The 21,511-nt window shown below is 66.3% G+C and carries 19 protein-coding genes; 9 read left to right on the forward strand and 10 right to left on the reverse strand.

Annotated features, from left to right (window positions below; translation table 11 throughout):
* Positions 1–38: 38 nt before the first annotated feature.
* From QM590_RS08035 to QM590_RS08060, 6 genes are all read right to left on the reverse strand, one after another.
* Positions 39–1,136, reverse strand: a complete 1,098-nt coding sequence (locus QM590_RS08035) for a serine hydrolase domain-containing protein (RefSeq protein WP_269594472.1) — start codon at positions 1,134–1,136, stop codon at positions 39–41.
* Positions 1,137–1,178: 42 nt separating this feature from the next.
* Positions 1,179–2,489, reverse strand: a complete 1,311-nt coding sequence (gene nhaA, locus QM590_RS08040; RefSeq protein ID WP_269594473.1) for a Na+/H+ antiporter NhaA — start codon at positions 2,487–2,489, stop codon at positions 1,179–1,181.
* Between the two features lie 149 nt (positions 2,490–2,638).
* Positions 2,639–3,019: a DUF3054 domain-containing protein gene (locus tag QM590_RS08045; protein WP_373455117.1), complete on the reverse strand. Its 381-nt coding sequence runs from the start codon at positions 3,017–3,019 to the stop codon at positions 2,639–2,641.
* Positions 3,020–3,173: 154 nt separating this feature from the next.
* The gene (locus tag QM590_RS08050) at positions 3,174–3,725 is read right to left on the reverse strand and encodes a YceI family protein (RefSeq protein ID WP_269594474.1); all 552 of its coding nucleotides are present in this window, start codon (positions 3,723–3,725) and stop codon (positions 3,174–3,176) included.
* A 110-nt stretch (positions 3,726–3,835) separates the two neighbouring features.
* Positions 3,836–4,966, reverse strand: coding sequence for a lysylphosphatidylglycerol synthase transmembrane domain-containing protein (locus QM590_RS08055; protein ID WP_269594475.1), 1,131 nt, complete (start codon positions 4,964–4,966; stop codon positions 3,836–3,838).
* 9 nt (positions 4,967–4,975) lie between these two features.
* Entirely contained in the window at positions 4,976–6,451 is a 1,476-nt protein-coding gene (locus QM590_RS08060; RefSeq protein WP_068049088.1) for an adenylate/guanylate cyclase domain-containing protein, read from the reverse strand.
* A gap of 142 nt (positions 6,452–6,593) precedes the next feature.
* On the opposite strand from QM590_RS08060, the gene QM590_RS08065 reads away from it, so the two are divergent.
* Genes QM590_RS08065 through QM590_RS08080 form a run of 4 tightly spaced genes read left to right on the forward strand, consistent with a single transcriptional unit; the run spans position 6,594 to position 9,843 of the window.
* Positions 6,594–7,772 carry an AI-2E family transporter gene (locus QM590_RS08065; protein ID WP_269594577.1) on the forward strand — a complete coding sequence of 393 codons (1,179 nt, stop codon included), beginning with the start codon at positions 6,594–6,596 and terminating at the stop codon, positions 7,770–7,772.
* Positions 7,759–8,928, forward strand: coding sequence for a MacS family sensor histidine kinase (gene macS / locus QM590_RS08070; protein WP_269594476.1), 1,170 nt, complete (start codon positions 7,759–7,761; stop codon positions 8,926–8,928). The genes QM590_RS08065 and macS overlap by 14 nt, the downstream gene beginning before the upstream one ends.
* Positions 8,929–8,957: 29 nt before the next feature.
* On the forward strand, positions 8,958–9,584 hold the full coding sequence (locus QM590_RS08075; RefSeq protein ID WP_269594578.1) for a response regulator: 627 nt from the start codon (positions 8,958–8,960) through the stop codon (positions 9,582–9,584).
* 37 nt (positions 9,585–9,621) lie between these two features.
* The gene (locus tag QM590_RS08080) at positions 9,622–9,843 is read left to right on the forward strand and encodes an autophagy-related protein 2 (RefSeq protein WP_068049063.1); all 222 of its coding nucleotides are present in this window, start codon (positions 9,622–9,624) and stop codon (positions 9,841–9,843) included.
* Here the strand turns inward: QM590_RS08080 and QM590_RS08085 are convergent, their stop codons facing one another.
* The gene (locus QM590_RS08085) at positions 9,844–10,233 is read right to left on the reverse strand and encodes an SRPBCC family protein (protein WP_269594477.1); all 390 of its coding nucleotides are present in this window, start codon (positions 10,231–10,233) and stop codon (positions 9,844–9,846) included. It lies immediately after the preceding gene.
* A 110-nt stretch (positions 10,234–10,343) separates the two neighbouring features.
* On the opposite strand from QM590_RS08085, the gene QM590_RS08090 reads away from it, so the two are divergent.
* The 3 genes from QM590_RS08090 to QM590_RS08100 all read left to right on the forward strand — a co-directional run bounded on the left by QM590_RS08090 (position 10,344) and on the right by QM590_RS08100 (position 14,096).
* Complete coding sequence (locus QM590_RS08090; RefSeq protein ID WP_269594478.1) at positions 10,344–11,456, forward strand: glycosyltransferase; 1,113 nt, start codon at positions 10,344–10,346, stop codon at positions 11,454–11,456.
* Between the two features lie 21 nt (positions 11,457–11,477).
* Positions 11,478–12,128, forward strand: a complete 651-nt coding sequence (locus QM590_RS08095; RefSeq protein ID WP_269594479.1) for a DUF1707 SHOCT-like domain-containing protein — start codon at positions 11,478–11,480, stop codon at positions 12,126–12,128.
* Positions 12,129–12,203: 75 nt separating this feature from the next.
* Complete coding sequence (locus QM590_RS08100; protein WP_269594480.1) at positions 12,204–14,096, forward strand: DUF2339 domain-containing protein; 1,893 nt, start codon at positions 12,204–12,206, stop codon at positions 14,094–14,096.
* A 218-nt stretch (positions 14,097–14,314) separates the two neighbouring features.
* Here QM590_RS08100 and QM590_RS08105 read toward each other — a convergent pair whose 3' ends face one another.
* The 3 genes from QM590_RS08105 to trmB are packed head-to-tail and all read right to left on the reverse strand — an operon-like array spanning position 14,315 to position 18,774.
* The gene (locus QM590_RS08105; RefSeq protein WP_269594481.1) at positions 14,315–17,314 is read right to left on the reverse strand and encodes an MMPL family transporter; all 3,000 of its coding nucleotides are present in this window, start codon (positions 17,312–17,314) and stop codon (positions 14,315–14,317) included.
* Positions 17,315–18,019 (reverse strand): NYN domain-containing protein, encoded by a 705-nt coding sequence (locus tag QM590_RS08110; RefSeq protein WP_094671015.1) that lies wholly within the window; start codon positions 18,017–18,019, stop codon positions 17,315–17,317. It abuts the gene before it with no gap.
* Positions 18,016–18,774 (reverse strand): tRNA (guanosine(46)-N7)-methyltransferase TrmB, encoded by a 759-nt coding sequence (gene trmB, locus QM590_RS08115; RefSeq protein ID WP_269594579.1) that lies wholly within the window; start codon positions 18,772–18,774, stop codon positions 18,016–18,018. The genes QM590_RS08110 and trmB overlap by 4 nt, the downstream gene beginning before the upstream one ends.
* Before the next feature lie 212 nt (positions 18,775–18,986).
* Between trmB and QM590_RS08120 the strand changes: the two genes are divergently transcribed.
* Complete coding sequence (locus QM590_RS08120) at positions 18,987–20,006, forward strand: hypothetical protein (RefSeq protein WP_269594482.1); 1,020 nt, start codon at positions 18,987–18,989, stop codon at positions 20,004–20,006.
* Entirely contained in the window at positions 20,003–21,508 is a 1,506-nt protein-coding gene (locus tag QM590_RS08125) for a P-loop NTPase family protein (protein WP_269594483.1), read from the forward strand. Before QM590_RS08120 ends, QM590_RS08125 begins: the two co-directional genes overlap by 4 nt.
* Positions 21,509–21,511 lie beyond the last annotated feature (3 nt).

The following is a 21,511-nucleotide window of genomic DNA, read 5'->3' on the forward strand; positions in this document are numbered from 1 at the left end:
CAACTGTAGGTGCTGCACCCGACTCGGCGTCGATCCTGTCAGCGCAGTTCCTGGAACTCCGACAGCAGCGCGAAGGTGGCCTCGCACAATTCGGTCTGCGTCAGCAGGATGCCGACCGTCCCGTCCGGGTCGACGAAGAAGTCGGTGCCCTGCCCGCCGGACCATCCGTAACGGCCGAGGTGCTCTCCTTCGGTGACGACCGAGACGCCGAATCCCCACCCCGTACCCGGCCAGAAGCCCGGGTAGAAACTCTCGTCGGTCTTGATCGACGCGGGCACCTGGTCGTGTGTCATCAGCTCCAGGTGCTCGGTCGACACGGACGTCGGGACAGCACGGAGAAAGCGATGAAAATCGGTCACGGTCGACACCAGCTCACCGTGACTCACGTCGACTGGGGGCGGTCCCGCATAGGGTCCGCCCGCGGCGGGTTCGGTCTCGATCAACGACCCGTCCTCGTACCGGTAGGCCGCCGTCAGGCGATGGCATCGGTCGGTGGGTACCCACAGTCCGGTGTCGGGCATGTCGAGTGGCCCGAACAGGTCGTCGCGGAGGTGATCCTGCAGAGACCGGCCGACGATACGAGAGACGAGGATGCCGAGGATCGCGAAGCCGTGGTGGTAGCGCCACCCGGAACCGGGCTGAAAAGCCAGCGGAAGATCCGCCATGCGGGCCAACCACTCGTCCGCGCCGAGCGGAGACGGCGCGGGGCCGGCTTCCGTGTCGTTGGCTCTCATCGCCCGGGCCAGCGGGGTGTCTCCCGTCTGAATTCCGTACCCACTGGTGTTGGTGAGCAAGTGCCGCAACGTGATCGGCCGGTCCTGCGGAACGGTGTCGTCGAGTGCAGCGTCGGGGCGGGTGAGCACGGGGCGACCGGCGAGTTCGTGAAGCCAGGGCACGACGTCGTCGTCGAGCGTCAGCCGGCCCGCCTCCACGAGCCGCAGGGCGGCCACACCGGTGACGATCTTGGTCATCGACTGAATCCGGACCAGTGCGTCGACCGCCATCGGTGGACCGCCGACCGCCGATGACCCGACCGCGACGGGTTCCGCATCGGGGCCACCCAGGAGCGCTGTTGCCCCCGGCATCAGTCCAGCGTCGATATGCCGGGTCAACAGTTCGCGTACGGTCTCGCTCACGGACTCATCGTGTCACCGCAGCAGTCCGGATTCCAGCGCTCGCTACTTTTGATACACGTCCGGGATGCCGTCGTGGTCGTCGTCGCGGGTCTCTTCGGTGTGGATGTCGCGGTAGGCCTTGTTGCGGCTGCGCAGGATGATGGCGGCCAACGATGCCGCGATGATCGAGCCGGTGAGGACGCCGACCTTGACGTGGTCGTCGCGCTCGGTTCCTTCGCCGAAGGCAAGGTCGCCGATCAGCAGCGAGACGGTGAATCCGATACCCGCGAGCATCGAGACGCCCAGGACGTCGAGCCATTTCAGTCCGGCGTCCAACGTCGCCCGGGTGAAACGGGATACGAGGTAGGTGGTGCCGAAGATGCCGATGGCCTTACCGATGACGAGGCCGGCGATGATGCCGATGGCGATCGGATCGGTCAGCGCGCTGGCCAGTCCGGAGAATCCGCCTACGGTCACACCGGCCGCACAGAATGCGAACAGGGGAACCGCGATGCCCGCCGAGATCGGCCGGATCTTGTGCTCGAAGTGCTCGGCGAGGCCGGGGCCTGCTTCGGGGCCACCGTTGGCCTTGCTGCGCATCACCGGGACAGCGAAGCCGAGCAGCACGCCCGCGACGGTGGCGTGAACGCCGGACTCGTGCATGAGTACCCAGGTCACGACCGCCAGCGGGATGAGAATCCACCACGAGCGGACGCGCATCTGTACGGCCACCGCGAACAGGGCGAGCGGAATCAGTGTCAGGCCGAGCGCGATGAAGTTGATGTCGTCGGTGTAGAAGATGGCGATGACACTGACGGCCAGGAGGTCGTCGACCACAGCCAACGTCAGTAGGAAGGTACGCAGTGCGGTCGGCAGGTGGGTGCTGATCACGGCGAGCACGGCAACGGCGAACGCGATGTCGGTCGCGGTGGGGATTGCCCAACCGAGCAGGGCGCCGTCTCCGGTGCCGAGGTTGATCAGCACGAAAATGACTGCCGGAACTGCCATTCCGCCGATCGCCGCGGCCACCGGTAGTGCGGCACGTGCGGGATCGCGGAGATCGCCCGCGACGAATTCTCGCTTCAGTTCGAGTCCGACGACGAAGAAGAAGATGGCCAACAGTCCGTCGGCGGCCCATGTCGAGAGCGTCAGATCGAGATGCAGCGCCGACGGACCGACGCGGGTGCTCATCAACGAGTCGTAGGCAGCGGACCACGGTGAGTTGGCCCAGACCAAGGCGATGAGGGTGGCGACGAGGAGCAGTGCGCCACCGACGGTCTCCTTGCGGAGGATCTGTGCGACGCGATCTGCCTCGGACCAGGAGCCCCGGGAGAACAGCGGCAATCGCGTTTTCGGGGTTGATGAATCTGTCACGGAGAGAACGCCTTTCGGTAGCTTCGTCGAGCTGCGAACCGACCGAATATCAGGCAGTGGGTACGCAGCACAGAGTTGTTGCCGACCAGACTTCCCGGCGCACCGTGGATCATCCTATCGCGTCGAGGCTGTTCCCGACGAACTCGGAGTCAACGAACGCTCGGCACGAATTTCGCCAGTGCACGCCAACCCAGTAGCAGAACTGCCGTGGCCAGCGTTGCCACGACGATGAACGACCCGGCTGTTCCCTGCCCGGTCAGTGCACGCAGCACCATGCCCACGACAACCGTCATCACCCACACGACGATGCCCGTCGGAACGATGAGAAAAGCGTCGAACTTGTTGCGGTACAGCGCAAACGCGACGACCCAGCCGATGGCGGCACCGACGACGAACGGCCAGGCGGTGTGGAACAGGCCGGACAGTGCGGTGGCCTCGGCGTGACTGCGCCGACCGATCGCGGCGAACAGCAAGACCATGGCCAGATCGAGGACGCCGGCAACTACAGGAGAACGAAACTTCACGCGCACCACTGTAGACACCGACGGCGAAAGACCCGCACCGACGAATGCGATGCGGGCCTTTCGCAGGTCCACCCAGGGCGGATCAATGTGGGTTTCAGTCAGTTGGACTGCAGCAAAGCCGCATTGATCCGGCGGGGGGAGGGGGTGATGCGGGGCGAGATTACGCCTGCAGGCCCGCTTCGATTTCGAGGTTCAGCGTGATCTTGTCGCCGACGACAGCGCCGCCGCCTTCGAGGGGCATGTCGATGCTGATGCCGAAGTCCTTGCGGTTGATGACGGTGCTGGCCTCGAAGCCTGCGACCGGTCCGTTGCCCATGCCGGCGTTGACGCCGTTGAACTCGAGCTTCAGGTCGATGGAGTTGGTGACGCCGTGGAGGGTGAAGTCGCCGGTGACGATGAAGTCTCCGCCGTCGGCCTTGACCGAGGTGGACTTGAACGTCGCGGTGGGGAACTTCTCGACCTCGAAGAAGTCGGAGGTCTTGAGGTGGCCGTCGCGCTGCGCGTTGTCGGTGGTGATGGACGCGACGTCGATCTCGGCGTCGACGGACGGGGTGCCGTCGGCGTCGACGGTGATCGTGCCGGTGAAGGCCTGGAAACGGCCGCGGACCTTGCTGACCACCAGGTGGCGGACGGTGAATCCGACGGTGGAGTGGGCCGGGTCGATGGCCCAGGTGCCTGCGGTGAGCTCGGGAAGTGCGATGGCGGTGGTCATGAGGACTCCTAGATGGGTTGAAGGTTCAAACTCATAGTACACAAGCGGACCGGGGTCCGTATATATTCCGGATGAACAGGAAGTGACGGACGCCATACCGCGCGGGGTAGCTACGCGGGTTCCGGATCGCCCTTGGTGTCGCGGATGCCCTCGGTGCGCCGCAGCTCGGCGGTCTCCTGCTGCTCGAGCGCGATGTCGAATTCCAGATCGGCGTGCTGATGCCCCCGGAACAGCACGAGGAATACGATCCACCCGACGATGGCGACGAGGATGAAGCTCACGCCGCGGTACACCAACGCCGAGGCCACGGCCTGCGATGCGCTGATCGAGGCCGCGCTGGTGAGGAACGCGATGAGGGTCGCGTCGACCACCACCAGGCCACCGGGTGCGAGAGGAACCGATCCGACGGCCTTGCCCGCCGCGAACGCGATCAGCAATCCCGACAACCGGGGATCTGCGCCGACGGCGAAGCACGCGAACGCCAGGCAGGCGACGTCGGCGAGTCGATGCACGGCGGACCACGACAGAGTGAGCGCGCCGTCGCGTTTGCCGAGCTGGACGGACTGGATCTGACCGATGATCTTGTCGATGCCCTCGGCACCGGCGTCGAGCTCGTGGTTGCGGAACGCGTTGTATCGACGCAGTCCCCAGCGTGCGATGTTCTTGATCGACTGCGGATGGTTCGAGATGTAGCGGACGGCGACGATGATCGCGATGACACCGGCGATCGGCAGAACCAGGGTGAACGTGTTGAACGAACTTCCGACCATCAGTCCGCCTGCCACGCCGAGGACGGCAAGACCGGCAGCGGCGATCACGCCCGAGATGGCCAGTTGCCAGGACGCGACAACCGGGCTCGCACCCCAGCGGCGGGTCTCGCGGTAGGTGAACGCGGTGGAGAACACCTGGCCTGCGGGGAGGGTGAGCGCCATTGCGGTGCTGCCGTAGATGACGGACACGGACTTGCGTTGGCGTACCTTCACACCGCCTGCGTCGAGCAGTTGCTTCTGCACTCGGCCGAATGCACTCAGCGACACGGCCTGGGCGAAGACGCAGGCCGCCAGCCAACCCCAGTGGATTTCGCGGACGGCGGTCCAGGATTCGTGCAGCCGCGGCCAGAGGTAGATCGCCTCGCCCACCAGCAGGGCCACCAGGGCGATTCCGGCGATCCACTTGACCCACCGGAGTCGGTTGCGCGGACGCCGTACTGCGGGTCCGCTGGTGGAGCTGGGGTCGGGCACCCTGTCAGACTAACCGTCGCTGGAAGAGGAGTCGGGATACTCCACCGGCCAGGCCAGATGAGTGGCACGTCGTCGACCACGTAGTTGTACCTGGTCTCCCAGCTCCCACTGTTCCTGTTCCTCGTCGTCGGCGAAGTACAGGGCCGACGTCGACGCCAGGACGCGTCCCGGACGCAGTTTTGCCAGCTCGGTGAGCCTGGACGCCTCGTTGACCGGGTCTCCGATGACCGTGTACTCGAAGCGCTCCGATGCACCGATGTTGCCGGCGACGGCCAGTCCCGCCGATACGCCGATGCCGATGTCGAGCCCGGTGATCTCGTCCAACGCGAACCGTAGTTCACGCGCGGCGGCCAGCGCGGCGGTCGGCGCGTCGGGACGATCAAGTGGGGCACCGAAGATCGCGAGGGCCGCGTCGCCCATGAATTTGTTGACGAACCCGTGATGACGCCCGACGACGTCGACGACCACCCGGAAGAACTCGTTGAGCAACACCACGACCTCGCTCGGTGGGCGCTCGGACGCGGTGGCGGTGGAGCCGACCATGTCGACGAACAGCACTGCGACGAATCGTGTCTCGCCGCCGAGCTCGGTTCCGAACTGCAATGCCCGACGCGCCACGTCCTCACCGACGTGCTGGCCGAACAACTCCCGCAGGACGCGTCGTTCGGCCGATTCCTCCATCATTCGGTTGAAGCCCACCTGTAGGCGTCCGATCTCGGAACCGTCGAACACGTCGACCTCGACATCGGTCTCGCCGCGCTGAACTCGCTCGATGGCGCTGTGCAGCTGACTGATCGGGTCGGAGATCTGGCTCGCGGTGAGCATCGAGAGTACGAATGCCTGCACGATGGCCAGCACGCTGAGCAGGATGATCGCCACGGCGAGCGCGTTGGGGGAGAACACCAGATCGGTGGTCAGCTGCGTGGCGCACAGCAGAATGATCCCGATGACGGGCATCAAGGTGCCCAGGCCCCAGGTCATCGCCATGCGGGTACCGACGCCGGGGGTCATCGTGCGGTCGAATCTGCCCTCGCTCAACGCCAGTGCCGCGACCGGTCGCAGGATGCGCTCGCCGAGCATGTAGGTGAATCCGAACGTCACGGTGGCCGCCATACCGACGGTGACGATGACGGCGATGGACAACGACGGCATCTCCGCAATGGTCAACAGCACGAAGATGATGCCGCCGATGATCCACAGAATGAGGTGCACGATCGCCTGACGCAACGGCGCGTGCAGCGTCGTCATCTGCTCCTTGCGGGTGGGTGGGCCACCGCGGAGCTGCCACCGGATCACCGAACGCAGGAGGAAGTACGCGTAGATCAGGCTGACGACCAGGGCCACCAGCAGGTACGCCCCGAAGATGTACACGTTGCGGACGCGGTCGGCGACGATCGATTGCGACTCGGGGATGGGCAGGCCGTATCGCACGAAGGCGAACACGAGCACCGCACCGAAGACGTTGGCGATGAGCATCGAGAGCATATAGAGCGGCCAGCGACTCTTCAGGGTGAGCGAGACCGCTCGGAAAGATGCCAGCACGGGTTAAATTTAGCGGGTGAGCACCGACGAGTTGCGGGCGCAAGGTACGGGGGCGTCCCCGGGCCCCAGTTCGGCTGCGGATTCGGTGCATCCGCTGGTGCGGGTCGGCGCGGAATGGACGTGGCGACTGCTTGTCCTGTTTGCCGGATTCATCACGTTCTGCCTGGTAGTGGCCAAGCTCAGCACCGTCGTCATTCCGCTCGGTCTTGCGCTCCTGGCGTCGGCGATGCTCGTTCCCGTCGTCGATTGGATGCATCGACGCGGAGTGCCACGCGCCGTCGCGGTGATCGTCGTCATCATCGCCAGTCTCGGTGTCGTCGCCGGCATCATGACCTTCATCGTCGAGCAGTTCATCGAGGGCCTACCGCAGGTGGGTGATCAGTTCACCCAGTCCATCAACGGCATCGAGGAATGGCTCAGCAACGGCCCGCTGCACATCAGCGAGGACCAGATCAGGCAGGCCACGGACAGCCTCGTGAAGGTCGTTCAGGACAATCAGGAGGCCGTCACCAGCGGAGCGCTGACCACTGCTGCGGTGATCGGCGAGATACTCACCGGCGCGTTGCTCACGCTCTTCGTCCTCATCTTCTTCCTGTACGGCGGAGATCAGATCTGGCAGTTCGTCACCCGGCTGGCCCCGACCGCGGCACGCAGAAGAATCCGCACCGCGGGCATCCAGGGCTTCGGGTCGCTGGTGGGATACGTCCGGGCGACGGTTGCCGTCGCAGCCGCCGATGCCATCGGCATCGGTGCCGGGCTGGCCATTCTCGGTGTGCCACTGGCTCTTCCGTTGGCCTCATTGGTGTTCATCGGCGCGTTCATCCCGATCATCGGTGCGGTGCTGACCGGATTCGTCGCGGTGTTCATCGCACTCGTCACCAAGGGCCTGATCACCGCGGTCATCACCCTCGGCATCGTGGTGGCCGTCATGCAGCTCGAAGGCCATGTGCTGCAACCACTCCTGCTCGGCCGCGCCGTGCGACTGCACCCGTTGGCGGTGGTCCTGTCCATCACCGTCGGCATTCTTCTCGCGGGCATCGTCGGAGGCCTGCTGGCCGTGCCGATCGTCGCCGTCCTCAACACCGCCGTGCGGTCGCTGCTGGCCGCCGACCCGGACGAGGTCTACGAGGAACTCGAGGTGCCCGACCCGCTGTACTCCGCCGAGCCGAGCGACCCGCACACTCCTCCCGGAAGCGACGAGCCGGAGCGACTCCCCAAGGGAGAGTTGAAGACTCCGAACGAGAGGACCGATGCAGACGGCTGATCGGGCCAGGACCACGCTCACCTCGTCCGATCCCGACACCCCGCTGTGGCGTGCCTCCCAGGTCTTTCGACTGGTCACCCTTGTCTACGCCGTCGGCTACCAGGTGGCCACCGTCGACAACTACACCAATCCGCGGTTGAGCTGGATGTTGGTGGCGTCGATGGCCGTGTGGTCGGGGGCGTCGGCTCTGATGCTCGCGCGCGCATCGCTTCCGCGCTGGCAGGTGGTGCTCGCCGATCAGGTGATCGTCGTCGCCTTGATGACGTCGACACGGCTGGTGGCCGACTACGACTGGTACAGCACCCGGCAAACATTGCCGACCACTCTGTGGGCGACCAATGCGGTCATCTCCGCCGCAATCCTGTTGGGCCCCAAGGGCGGAATCGCGTCGGGAGTGGCGATGTCGGTGGTCAGCGCACTCGTCCGCGACCGCTTCGGCTCCGACCTCTGGTCCGACGCCACCGCCCCGGTGCTGCTCTCGGCCGGACTGGCGCTGGGGATGGCGTCGAACACCGCCCGGCGCGCCCACGAAGAACTGCGTCGGGCAGCACGGTCGGCTGCGATCACCGAAGAGCGGGAACGGCTGGCGCGGCAGGTGCACGATGGGGTGTTGCAGGTGCTGGCCCTGGTGCGACGGCGTGGGCTCGAAATAGGGGGGCCGGCAGCCGAACTCGCCGAGCTCGCCGGCGAGCAGGAGGTCGCTCTGCGCGTGCTGATCTCCGAACAGGCGGCCCCGCGTGGCGATCACACCGATTCGATCGTCGACGTCAGGGCGCTGCTGCGAACCCAGGCGGGTACCTCCGTGGCTGTCTCGACTCCGGCCGATCCGGTGCTCGTCGACTCCGACGTCGCCGACGAGCTCGCCGCTGTCGTGGCGACCGCACTGTCCAACGTCGAGCTGCACGCCGGAGCCGATGCCAAGGCCTACGTGCTGCTCGAGGACGTCGACGGGGAATTGATCGTCAGCATCCGCGACGACGGCCGCGGAATCCCGGCCGGACGGCTCGCCGCCGCCGAAGCCGAGGGCCGGATGGGCGTCTCGAAATCGATACTCGGCCGCGTCGAATCTCTCGGTGGTACTGCGATACTCGACACCGAGGAGGGCGAAGGAACCGAATGGGAGATCCGCATTCCTCGAACGAAGGGACTTCGATGACCGAGGACACGAATGCCGACATCGCGGTGATGGTCGTCGACGATCACCCGATGTGGCGCGACGGCGTCGCCCGAGATCTCGAGGCCGCGGGATTCAGGGTTGTCGCGACGGCAGACGGTGTCGCCGCTGCCGGCCGCCGCGCCCGAGCCACCACTCCCGACGTCGTGCTGATGGACATGCATCTGCCCGACGGCAACGGATCCGACGCCACCGTCGCCGTCCTGGAGGCGTCGCCACAGACGAGAATTCTGGTGCTCTCGGCGTCCGCGGAACGCAACGACGTGCTCGACGCCATCAAGGCCGGAGCGACGGGTTACCTGGTCAAGAGTGCATCGGCCGAGGAGCTGTTCGACGCGGTCCGCGCCACGTCGGCCGGGCAGGCGGTGTTCACTCCCGGCCTCGCGGGGCTGGTGCTCGGAGAGTTCCGGCGGATGTCGTCGTCGCCGCAACCGGAATCCGACACCCGTCCGACGCTGACCGACCGCGAAACCGAAGTGCTACGCCAGGTCGCAAAGGGTCTGAGTGCCAAGCAGATTGCGACCCGACTGACGTTGAGCCATCGCACCGTCGAAAATCACGTCCAGGCGACCCTGCGAAAATTGCAACTGGCCAACCGCGTCGAACTGACCCGATACGTCATCGAAAAAGGGCTGTGAGGGTTTGCGTCGGTAGCTCAGGGGCACTCTGCATCCCATGACCGACAACGAAAAATCAGTGGACACCACCGTCGACCCGGCGAAGCACTCGAAGGGTGTCGACGCCGATCTCGATCAGACCGGCGACGAGCGTGACGAGGCGATCGACGAGTTCGACGGCCATCTGGACGGATCGGGTGAGGATTCCTCGCTACCGACGCCCGAGCCGACCGACGTCGCCGACAAGTCGGACGAGAAGACCGTCACACGGTCCGAGTAGCTACTGGGCGCACAACCTGCCGAGCGCGAACTTGGCGACCGGCACGTACGGCAGAACCAGCGGCAGTGGGCCGTCGATCGTCAGCCACGCCCTGGTGCCGCTGGGGCGTGAGACCACGCCGTGCGTCAGGTCGACCCCGATGGCCTGGTTCTGGAACCACGCCGACCACGCCCACGTCCACGACTGCTCGTCGACCGAATGCACCCGGAAGTCGATCGGCACGCCCAACGGCCCCAGAACTCGTCCGGTGGTGTCGGCGTCCAGACGCTCGCCGCGGTACTCGACGCCGATGATCTGCGGTGCCCAGGTCTTCCAGGCCGTCGGTTCCATGTAGCGCTCCCAGACCTCGGCGGCGGGGGCGTTACCGGTGGATTGCAGTGTCACTCGCATCTGTTCCACCTACCCGTTGGTAGCGATCCCCACACAGAAATTCCGCGAAGGTTCGGTCACCATCCATCGCCGCGCCGTCGGGCGGACTTGTCGCTGGGAAGACTGGTCGAGTGCGCATCGTCCAACTCGCCAACTTCTACGGACCGAGGTCCGGGGGATTGCGGACGGCCGTCGACCAGCTCGGATCGGGGTACGTCGCGAGCGGCCACGAGGTGGTTCTGATCGTGCCGGGAGATCGACGGAGCGAGACGCTTCTGCCGTCGGGAGTGGTGCGCATCGAAGTGCCTGCACCGCAGATCCCGCTCACCGGTGGGTATCGAGTGGCCGACCCGCGCCGGGTGTCCTCGGTGGCAGCCGGACTACGGCCCGACGTGATCGAGGTATCGGACCGCCTGACGCTGCGCGGCATGGGCGGGTGGGCAGCGCGTCGAGACGTACGCAGCGTGATGATCTCTCACGAACGCCTGGACCGACTGCTGGCCCAGACGATGCCGATGCGCTGCGCCCGTCCGTTGGCCGACGTGGCCAACCGGCGTACCGCCGAACAGTACGACGCCGTCGTGTGCACCACCGAGTTCGCGCAACAGGAGTTCGAGCGCATCGGCGTTCGCAACGTGCATCGGGTACCGCTCGGTGTGGATCTCGACCTGTTCCATCCGCGTCGCCGTATTGCCGGCGAACGATCCGCCTGGCTGGGTAGCGCCGACCGGCTGCTCGTGCACTGCGGCCGACTCTCGGTGGAGAAGCATGTCGAGAGAAGCATCGATTCGCTTGCTGCACTCTGTGATTCGGGAATCCGGGCGCGGCTCGTCATCGCCGGCGACGGCCCCCGCCGAGCCGGCCTCGAACGACGCGCCCGCGGTCTACCCGTCGAATTCCTCGGGTTCGTCGACGGCAGAGCAGCCGTCGCAGCCCTGCTGGCTTCCGCGGACATCGCTCTCGCGCCTGGACCGCACGAGACATTCGGGCTCGCCGCGTTGGAATCGCTCGCCGCAGGTACGCCCGTCGTAGTCTCCGAGACCTCGGCGCTGGCGCAGATCGTCACCCCGCACTGCGGTGGATCCTCCGAGAACACCGCAGACGGATTCGCCGCCGAGATAGAACGAGTACTCGAATTGCCGGTCGACGGCCGCCGCATCGCCGCCAGGTTGCGCGCCGAACAGTTCGGATGGCCCGCGTCGGTGTCCGGAATGCTCTCCGTCCTGGGCGGTCGCGCAGCGTGAGATCTTCGCTACCCTGATCACATGGAGGCAAGGGATCTGCGAGTGTCCGATGCCGAACGCGAGCACGTCGGAGAGCTGTTGCAGCGCGCCGTGGGCCAGGGCATGCTCTCGCTCGGTGAGTTCACCGAGCGAATGGACACCGCATTGGCGTCGAAGACCCGCGGTGAACTGAACTCGGTCCTCGCCGACCTGCCCGGGATGCAGATCGTCGAGGAACATCGCCCGGCACCGAGATCCTTCGCCGCGCCCACCCCGCAACCGACCCCGCGCCGCGTCGTTCAGGAGCATTGGGGGCACGGCGGCGGCGCGTCGGACACACTGCGCGGCACCATGTCCACCATCACCCGCAAGGGACCCTGGAACGTGCCGGCGAACCTGCGCCTCGCCACCCGCATGTCCACGGTGACACTCGACTTCACCCAGGCGGTCATGTCCACCCAGGTGGTCGAGATACACGTCGACGACTACTGCAGCACCGTGACCCTGATCGTGCCGACCGAGGCGACCGTCGATCTCAACGGTGTCGACACGGTGGCGGGCAGCGCCACCAACAAGGTCCGCACCGGCCCGCCGTACGGGCCACTGCACCTCGTGGTCTCGGGCAAGGTCCGCCTGGGCTCGGTGACCGCCAAGCATCCGTTCGGTAGCTCGTTCCGCCGCATGTTCGGCTAGCGAGGCGCTTCTACTCGAGGAATCCGAGTAGCACTACTCACGCTTTTCGGCCGCGACGGTCGCAGGATCTAACCCATGACTTCTTCCCAGAACTCCGGGCTTGATCCGCAACTCGTCGCGCGACTGTCCAGCCGCTTCGATTCCCTGGGCGACCACATGCGTCAGGTGGCCGTCGATCTGCAGACACTGCAGTCGCAGCTCGGTGCCGCGAGTGCCGCTCCTCGTCAGGCCCCTGCTCCAGCCCCTGCTGCGCCGCAGCCGGTGGCGTCGCCACCGTTGCCCCCGCAGCCCTACGGTCAGCCGTTCGGCCAAGCTGTCCGTCAGCCGATGGGACAGCAGATGCTTCGGCCCCAGCCCGCCCAGCCCTACCCCACGCCGCCGAGGGGACCGGTCGTCGCACCCAGGCCCCCGGCTCCACCGCGGGAACCGTGGTGGCAGCGCGACGGTGTCATCAGCCGTCTGCTGGCAGTCGCCGGCGCAGGCGTCACTCTCGTCGGTGTCGTGATGCTGCTCGTTCTCGCCGCCCAGGCCGGGTGGTTCGGCCCTCCGCTGCGGGTCGCGGCGGGCGCAGTGTTCTCACTCGCGCTGATCGGTGCGGGCGTCCGTGTGTTCGGTCGCTCGGGCGGACGGATCGGCGGGATCGCCCTCGCCGCCACCGGCATCGCGGGCCTGTACCTCGATGTACTCGCGACATCCGTCCTGTACGGCTGGCTCGATCCAGTGCTCGGTCTGATCACCGCGTTCGGAATTGCCGCAGCCGGAACGGCACTCGCAGTGCAGTGGAAATCGCAGCCGATGGCGGTGCTGATTCTCGCCGGAGTCGCAGTGTGTGGACCGGTGCTGACCGACGGCCTGACCCTGACCTTGATCGCGTTCCTCGTCGCCACCTACGTCTCGAGCTTCCCGGCGCAGATCGGTCGGAATTGGCAACTCCTGCAGGTCGTTCGGACCGTACCGCTCGTCGGCGCGGTACTGGCTGCCATCGCGAGTGCCGATCTGTCCGGATCCACCGGTGACCTCCGGCTGTTCCTGGTCGTCGTGGCGGTGGCCGTCCTCGGCATCGGCACGTCATTGGAGTTGTTGCGCCGCAACGTCTCCGATGTGGTGGCCACCGTGATGATCGCTCTCACGTCTCTGCCGGTGCTGGTCTCCGCAGACGTTTTCGATCGTGCGGCCACCGTCGCCCTCCAGTTGGTTCTTGCTGCTGCGGCTGTGGCGATCGTGATTCTGGTGAACTGGTTGCCGGGGCATGCTCGCATCACCGTCGCGGTGGTCGGAGCCCTGGCGACGCTGCAGGCCGCAGTCGAGTCGACGACCCTCGAGATTCGCCCGGTCGTGATGTTCGCAGTTGCCTCGGCTCTGATCGCGGTGGCTCACAGCACCCGCTCGACTCTCGCGTACTCGATCGGCAGCGGATTCGGCGTGATCGGTACGTTGATGTTCGTCTCGGTCAGCCCGCCGCAGGCGCTGCTCGACTCCGATCTAGCCGTCGGCAGTGTCGGTATCGCTGTCGGTGGAATCCTTCTCGCTGCAACGGCACTCGCCTTCGTCTACGTACTGGCCGAACTGAAACTGGTCGACGACGGACTGCAGACCCTCGGCATCGTCTCCGGCGTGCTTGCGCTGTACGGCCTGACGGCGGCAACGGTGACCCTCGGCATCGGAATCGGCGGCGAATCCACAGGATTCACCGCAGGCCACACCGCGGCAACCATCGAGTGGATGATCGCAGCCTTCGCGCTACTGGCCTTCGGGCTGCGCAGCGTCACCCACGCTCATCTGGCCCTGCTGGCCGGACTGTCCCTGACCGCCGCAGCCATCGCGAAACTGTTTCTGTTCGACCTCGTCGCTCTGGACGGACTGTTCCGAGTCATCGCCTTCATCGCCGTGGGACTACTGCTCCTGATCGCCGGTACCCGATACGCCAAGGTGTTCGCGGACCGAGAAAGTGCGGCAGTTTCCCGCTGATCCCCCTGCTGCGTCAATGGACCACTGCATACGTCTCGACGGTGCAGTGGTTCATTCACGCGCCCGACCTGGGCCGGCCGCACCGCGTGAATGGACCGTTGCATACGTCTCGACGGTGCAGTGGTTCATTGACGCGGTGTGGGGGGCGGGGGTGTGGGGGCGGGGGGAGGGAAGGGTCAGGAGTCCTCGGGAGTTGTTTCGCCCCAATCACATCGGGGTCAGCGTGAACGGTTGCGCTCGCGCGCGAGCAGTTCGCTGACGCTGAGCACGTGTCCGTTCTCCCCGCCGCGATGACGACCGCTGTCGCCGCCCTCGGTGGTCGGTGCGGCCCGACGGCCCGACGGCTTCTCGGACGGGGTCTCGCTCGACGCGGACCCGTTGCTGCCGTTGCGTTCGGTGCCGTTCGGCTCGGTGCCGTTGCGTTCGGACTCGACGCCGCTGTGGCCGTTGCGCTCGGCACCGTTCTGTGGCGAGCTGTTCTCGTCGTCACCGCTGTGGTTCGAGCCGTTCGCAGTCGAACCGTTGTGGTTCGTACCGTTGTGGTTCGAGCCGTTCGCGGTCGAGCCGTTGCGCGGTGTGCTCGGGGGCGGTGATGCGCTGGGTGCTCGCAGGTCGGCGAGCCAGCTCTCGATGGAACGCGAATCCGGTTCCTCCGCGCGAGGTGCGCGAGCAGCACGGGTTCGGCTCGGCGGCTCGACGTTCGGGCGCGGTGCCACCGGCCGGCTCGGGGCGGGCCGAGCAGCCGGTCGGTCCTGCGGAGCAGCCTGGGCCCGGGGAGGAGTCTGGGCCTGGGGAGGAGTCGGGCGCGCAGCCGGTGCCGGAGGTGTGCTGGGAGCGGCACGGGTCGGTTCCGGTGGGGTTGCCGGACGTCCCGTCACACTGCGTCGGGATTCTTCCTTCGCGGCGTGGGTCGCCCGAATGGGACCCCCACCGTGCGGTGCGACCACCGGAATGGGTTCGGTGAGCGGCTCGTTGCGGCGCGGTGCCGGGCGCATCGGCGGCGGGACGGAACTCGACGGTGCACCGCCTGCGAGCGCGAGCTCGGGCACGTCTCCCATGGGGAGAAGCTCGTCCTCGAGGATGGTCTCGCCGAGTCCGAGTTTCTGCTGGATTCGCTTCATCCACTGCGGGGCCCACCAGCAGTCGTCGCCGAGCAGTTTCATCGTGGCCGGCACGAGGAACATGCGAATGAGGGTGGCGTCGATGATGAGGGCGGCGATCATGCCGTAGGCGATGTACTTCATCATCACCAGGTCGGAGAATGCGAACGCTCCGGTGACGACGATGAGGATCAGGGCTGCGGCGGTGATGATGCGTCCGGTATGCGAGGTTCCGATGCGGATGGCTTCGCTTGTGCTGGCACCCTTTTCGCGTGCTTCGACCATGCGAGAGAGCAGGAACACCTCGTAGTCCGTGGACAAGCCGAACACAATCGAGATGATCAGCACCAGCACCGGAGCCATGATCGGACCAGGGGTGAAATTCATCAGCCCCGCCCCGTTGCCGTCGATGAATATCCACGTCAATATGCCCATGGTGGCACCGAGCCCGAGGACGGTCATGAGCACCGCCTTGATCGGCAACACCAACGATCCGAACGTCAGGAACATCAACAACGTCACGATGAACACCACGAGCACGGCCATCAACGGCAGCTTGTCGATGAGTGCACTGATGGAGTCCTGCTCGATGGCAGGGGTTCCGCCGACGAGAACCGACGCTCCCTCGGGCACGTCGATACTGCGCAGGAAGTCGATGGCGGGCTTGGAGTCGTTGCGATCGACCAGTCCGGCCTTGAAGACGATGATGCCGTCCTTGCTGGCCCCGTTGGGCGTGAACTGCTCGATCAATCCCGGCGCATTGTTGGCCTGGTTGGTGATCGTTGCGAGGTTGGGCCCCTGTGCATTGCTGATCACCAGCTTGATGGGCTCGGTGCGCTGGCCGGGGAAGAGCGAATCGAACTCGGCCTGCGCCTCGCGGGTGACGTTGTCCGGAGGCAGATAGGTCTCGTTGATACCGCCGAACTTGATGTTGCCCACGGGCAGCGTCAGCAGCACCAGGCCGAGCACGATGGGGACGGTGACCTTGACGGGGTTGCGCATCACCCAGCGGGTGAGCCGGCCCCACATGCCGTTCTCGATCTCCTCGCTCGACTTGGTCTTGCGCATGAACTTCAGACCGAGCGCGTCGACGCGAGGGCCGAGGATAGCGAGCATCGCGGGCAGGATCGTGATGGCCGTCAGGGCGGCGAGCGCGACGGTGGCGATGGAGCCGTAGGCGACCGATTTGAGGAAGCCCTGCGGGAACAGCAACAGACCACCGAGGGACGCGATGATCATCGTCGCGGAGAACACCACGGTGCGACCGGCCGTCATGACGGTCCGGCGCACGGCCTGTGGCGTCGAGTATCCGTCGCCGAGTTCTTCTCGGAATCTCGAGACGATGAACAATCCGTAGTCGATCGCCAAGCCGAGGCCGACGAGCGAGACCACGGGCGCTACGAACGAGTTGACCTCGGTGAAGTTGGTGAACACCTTCACGATGCCGTTGGCTCCGACGACCGTCAGGCCACCGATGATCAGCGGAAGAGCGGCCGCGACGACGCCGCCGAAGATGAAGAACAGCAGCACCGCCACGGCAGGGATGGCGAGGATCTCCATGCGCTGGATGTCGCCGGCCATCGTCGACTGCAATGCCCCCGCGACGGCCTGCAGGCCTGTCACCTGCACGTTCACGCCGTCGATGTAGAAGACGTCCTTGACGGCCTGGAAGTTGTTGGTCAGTTCGGTGTCGTTGGCACCGGCGATGGCGATGCTGGCGATGGCGTGCTGTTTGTCGGTGGTGCCGAGCGCGGCGAGGTTGGGCGCGCCCGTCCCGGAAAAGTACGTGCCGTTGATCTTCTCTATCTGGTCCGGATGGTCGGCAACCAGAGAGTTCAAGTTATCGGTGATCGCCGACTGGAACGCGGGGTCGTCGATGGTCGAGCCCTCGGGAGCGGTGTAGAGGACGATGACGTCGCCCTGCTTGTCGCGACCGAACGTGGTGTCTGCCAGACGGGCAGCCTGAGCCGACTCCGACGTCGGATCGTCCCAACCGCTCTGACTGAGATGGCTGTTGAGATCGAGACCGTAGGCGGCGAAGCCCAGCAGTCCGGCCACCATGACACCGATAACGGTGTACCGCAGCCGGTAGACGATGTCTCCCCATCTGGCGAACACTTAAGAAACTCCTTGGCGCCCGACGAGCAGGGCGGACAGCGGTCGGAAGGGCTGCAGCCACGCGCCCTCGTCGGGGAGCGAATCGAGACTCACCCGAGGCAGTGGCTCACGGAAGACGCCCGGGATGTCCTCGAGGTCGAGGAATTCCAGGATGTCCGACGTGACAGCCCAGCTTGCGTGCTCCCGGAATCCCAGTACCTGTACGGGCACTCCGGTTGCTGCGATGGCCTCCAGTGGCCCCTTGAACGCTTGACCGTCGGCGGACGCGACCATGACACCGGCAAGGCCGCCGTCACGGTTGCGGAAGTCGATGTGGTCGAGCATGTCTGCGTCGACGTCACTGTCTTCGTCGACCTTGGGCTTGGCGAACACCGCGAAACCCACGTTACGCAATGCTTCGACCCAGGGTCGGACCACATCTGCGCTGCCGGGGGCGATGTTGGTGAACACCGTGGCCTCGGGTTCGAGCGTCGCGGTGCCCGAGGTGGAGAGTTCGGCGGTGCGGCTGAGCAGCCATCGGCCCAGGGCATCGAAGCGCGGACGGTAGGCGGCGGTGGGTCGGCCACCCAGAATTGCGCCCAGTCCCATGTCCAGGTTCGGGGCATCCCAGACCAGCAGGACGCGTTTGCTGTGGCGCGTTTCACCGATGGCGCCGAGTTCTGAGGGGTCGACCACGGTGTCGGGCATGTCCGTACTGACGCTCATGCTGTCTTCTTTCCCCAGATCAATTCCGTCACCGAGCTACCGACCAGCTGTGCCTTGCCCTCGAACTTGGTCACCGGTCGCTCGTGTGTCATGGGCGATTCCCAATCGAGAACGGTCAGACCGGGCTCGGCGTTCCCGGCCTCGGCAATCCACTCAGCGTATTCGGCATGATCGGTTGCCACGTGCAGAACGCCACCGGGCTTCAACCGATCCGCGATCATCGCGAAAGTCGGCCCTTGCAGCAGCCGACGCTTGTGGTGCCGAACCTTGGGCCACGGGTCGGGGAAGAAGACGCGGACGCCGGTGAGCGACTCCGAGGACAGCATGTTGTCGAGCACGTCCATCGCGTCACCGCGCAGCAATCGAACGTTCTCGATGCCTTCTCGTTCGATCTGCTGCAGTGTCTGCGCCAGGCCGGGGCGGTAGACCTCGACGGCCATGAGGTTGACGTGCGGCTCGGCCGAGGCCATCGCCGTGGTGGCCGTACCGGTACCCGAGCCGATCTCGAGGATCGCCGGGCCGCTGCGCCCGAACCAGGCGTCGATGTCGATCTGCTCGTCGGCGACGTCGCGACCGATGCGCGGCCACAGGCTGTCCCAGGTGGTCTGCTGCGCCTCGGTCAGCGCTCCGCGCCGAGAGCGGAAACTCGTCACGCGTGGGTAGAGCCGTGAGCCCCGTTCCTGGGTCTGCACGGCGTTCTCCTCGGTGTCGACAGAGGTGTCCTGGGGCTCGTTCACCGGTCCATTGTCGCGCATCGACGGGGCGTGTGACAGGTGGGTCTCGAGTTGAAGTTGAGACTTGCCGTCCCACCGCTGATCAGCGGTAGGACGCACCCGACTAATTACAACGATGCAATTCGTTTCGATCGGCTCGCGAGCGCCCGCATGTGCCAGAATCGGTGCCGCAGCAGGGGGCTGTGCGTCGCGTCCGGGAAGTGGCGGCGGGATCGTTCTGGGGGGAATCGATCATGGATGTCGCCGAGGCCGGTCTGGGCCTGTTGCGTGACCGGGTCGCGTCGACCGACGCACGCGAGGCCGTCGAAAACGCCGTCCAGGATCGCCTGCGGCCGCTGACCGCACGGGTGACCGGCCGCGCCGGCGTCGGGAAATCCGCTGTTCTCGCAGTTCTCGAGTCGGTGCCGCTCGACGCCGACGGCCTCGATGTCCGATGGCGCGAGGGCAGAACGGACAGCAGCGACGGCGAAGTGCTCGTCCACGTGATCGCGGGAGCGGTGTCGCCGGTCGACACCGCATTGCTGAGTTCGAGGCCAAGGGGTGTTCTGGACGGGACCGTCGTCGTGCTGACGAAGGCGGACACACTCGACGATCCCGCAGCAGACGCAGCAGCGGCCTCGCAGCAGCTGGGGCGGACGGTGTTGCCGGTGATGGGAGCGACCGCGGCGGGATTGCGGGGAGCCGGCGCGCCTCTGGACATGGCCGACGTGCGAGCCGTTGCGGCAGCCGATCTGCGCCCGGCCGATCTGATGACCGTCGATCGGTTTCGCGCCGTCGACATCGAGGTGTCGACGCGTCGCAGAGAAGCTCTGATCGAATGCATCGAACTGCGTGGTCTCGCCCTGCTGGTCGACGTACTGCGGCAGCGACCCGCCGTGTCCGACGGCGATGCGGTGCGCATGCTGGCCGACGCCACCGGTGCCGACGCCCTGATCGGCGCGGTCTCGACGGCCGTGTCGTCGGCCGCAGCGGCTCGGGACGCCGAGTTGCATCGCAGCATGCAACAGATCTCCGCCGGCGATCGGCGTGTTCGTGCCGCCGTCGAGTCGTACTTGGCCTCGGACGAGGCGGTGGCTGCCGAAATGCGTTGTGCAGCTCTATTTCTGGGAGTGCCGATCGAGACCGGTTCGGAGCAGGTCGCGTCGGAGCAGGCGGTGCTGTGGAAGAGGCGGGCGGCCGCAGCCGTCGACCCCGACGTACGTCGCGCCGCGCTCGCACTGTGCCGAGGCCACGTACGAATGCTGCGCCGATGATCCCGCTGTCGGAGGACATGAAAAGCGTTCTGCGACGATGGAATTCCGGTGCCCTGGACGAGATCGAACGTGCGAGGGTCAGTCGACCTGCCGGGGTTCACCTCACCGGTACTGCAGGGTCGGGCAAGTCCGAACTGCGCCGTGAGCTGTCCCGGCTCGTCGGTTCCGCCATCGAATTCACGGACTCGGTGGCCGACGCGGCCGTCGTGATGATCGTCGTCGACGCGTCGGCTCCGGTGGGTCGGGTCGAGGTCGAGCAGTGGCGAGCAGCCCTCGAATCCACACCGGTCGTGTTCGTGGTGAACAAGATCGACGTGCATCGGCAGTGGCGTGAGGTGGTTTCTGCCGACACCGATGTCGTTGCCGAGTGCGTCCCGCGGGCGGTGGAGTGCACGTTCCATCCGATCTCGGTTCGGTTGGCACGGATCGGCCGGGAGAGCAATGACGCTGCGATGTCCGCGGAGTCGGGTCTCGGAGCAGTGGCGGACCGGCTCGGCGTTGTACTGCTGCAGACCGCGGCTCTCGGAACCGAGCGTAAATATGCTGCGGCAGTGCAGGACTGCGCATCCGGAGCCAGAGCGTCGATCGTGGCGAGAGCGCGCGCGGTGACCGGCGGCAGTGATACGGCCGAACTCCGTGCGCGGCGAGCCGGGCTCGTCGGCGAACGGGACAAGCTCGGAGGTGATCGGCGGGCGCTGCTGCACAATCGAATTCAACGAGTACGCGTGGAGTCCGTCCACGCCGCCGCCGAAGAATTTCGAGCTCTGACTGCCGAGGCCAAGCGCACGATCGGCGGAGCCGGACGTGCAGAGCTCACACACCTTCCGGCGCACGTCGCCGAGTCCGCGCGCGGTGCCCGGAACCGAGCCGACGCGGCGCTCACGGCCCGACTGCGGGCGGTGGAGACCGAGCTCGGGCTCGCGCCGTCGCAGGCGGAGTCGAGTCTCGCGGACGACCCGCTCGACATCGGGGAGCCGTCCAAGCGTCGGGGCGTCGAGGATGCGGTCATGATCGTGGTCGGCGCGTCGGCGGGGGTGGGACTCGGGCGGCTGGTGGTGTCGCCGATGGCGCTGGTGCCGGCCTGGGCGGTTGCCAACACCGTGATCACTCTCGTCCTCGGTGGTGCGCTCGCCTGGTGGATCACGCGCTCGAGGTCGTTGGTGGCCGACCGCGCCCACCTGCGCGGCTGGACGCAGGAAACCGTGGCTCGGGTGAAATCGTCGGTGGAGCAGCGATTGCTCTCGCGGATTCTCGACGCCGAGTCGATGCTCGCGGCCGCTGTCGCGAGTGCGGACCGGGACGCAGTGGCCCGCATCGATGTCGCACTCGCCGAGGTGGACGCCGAGTTGCGCCGGCTCGCCGATAATCGATCGGCGCTGCTGTCTGCCTGCGATCGCGATCTGTCTGCGCTGGAGCGGGGGCTCGAGAGATTCCGCGGATCCGTCCCTTTCTCTCCCGAGCACGTGGAACCGTTCGACGAGCCGGTGCGTCGGAGTCAGTAGGTG

It is taken from the genome of Rhodococcus sp. IEGM 1372, from assembly GCF_030056835.1.
Taxonomy (GTDB): Bacteria; Actinomycetota; Actinomycetes; order Mycobacteriales; family Mycobacteriaceae; genus Rhodococcoides.

Coding starts and splice junctions, on each gene's coding strand:
- QM590_RS08060 (WP_068049088.1), bottom strand. CDS start 6,451: ATGCTCTCGATGCTCATCGCCAACGTCTTCGGTGCGGTGCTCGTGTTC.
- QM590_RS08120 (WP_269594482.1), top strand. CDS start 18,987: ATGGATGTCGCCGAGGCCGGTCTGGGCCTGTTGCGTGACCGGGTCGCG.
- trmB (WP_269594579.1), bottom strand. CDS start 18,774: ATGCGCGACAATGGACCGGTGAACGAGCCCCAGGACACCTCTGTCGAC.
- QM590_RS08080 (WP_068049063.1), top strand. CDS start 9,622: ATGACCGACAACGAAAAATCAGTGGACACCACCGTCGACCCGGCGAAG.
- QM590_RS08075 (WP_269594578.1), top strand. CDS start 8,958: ATGGTCGTCGACGATCACCCGATGTGGCGCGACGGCGTCGCCCGAGAT.
- QM590_RS08100 (WP_269594480.1), top strand. CDS start 12,204: ATGACTTCTTCCCAGAACTCCGGGCTTGATCCGCAACTCGTCGCGCGA.
- QM590_RS08095 (WP_269594479.1), top strand. CDS start 11,478: ATGGAGGCAAGGGATCTGCGAGTGTCCGATGCCGAACGCGAGCACGTC.
- QM590_RS08085 (WP_269594477.1), bottom strand. CDS start 10,233: ATGCGAGTGACACTGCAATCCACCGGTAACGCCCCCGCCGCCGAGGTC.
- QM590_RS08050 (WP_269594474.1), bottom strand. CDS start 3,725: ATGACCACCGCCATCGCACTTCCCGAGCTCACCGCAGGCACCTGGGCC.
- macS (WP_269594476.1), top strand. CDS start 7,759: ATGCAGACGGCTGATCGGGCCAGGACCACGCTCACCTCGTCCGATCCC.
- QM590_RS08110 (WP_094671015.1), bottom strand. CDS start 18,019: ATGAGCGTCAGTACGGACATGCCCGACACCGTGGTCGACCCCTCAGAA.
- QM590_RS08125 (WP_269594483.1), top strand. CDS start 20,003: ATGATCCCGCTGTCGGAGGACATGAAAAGCGTTCTGCGACGATGGAAT.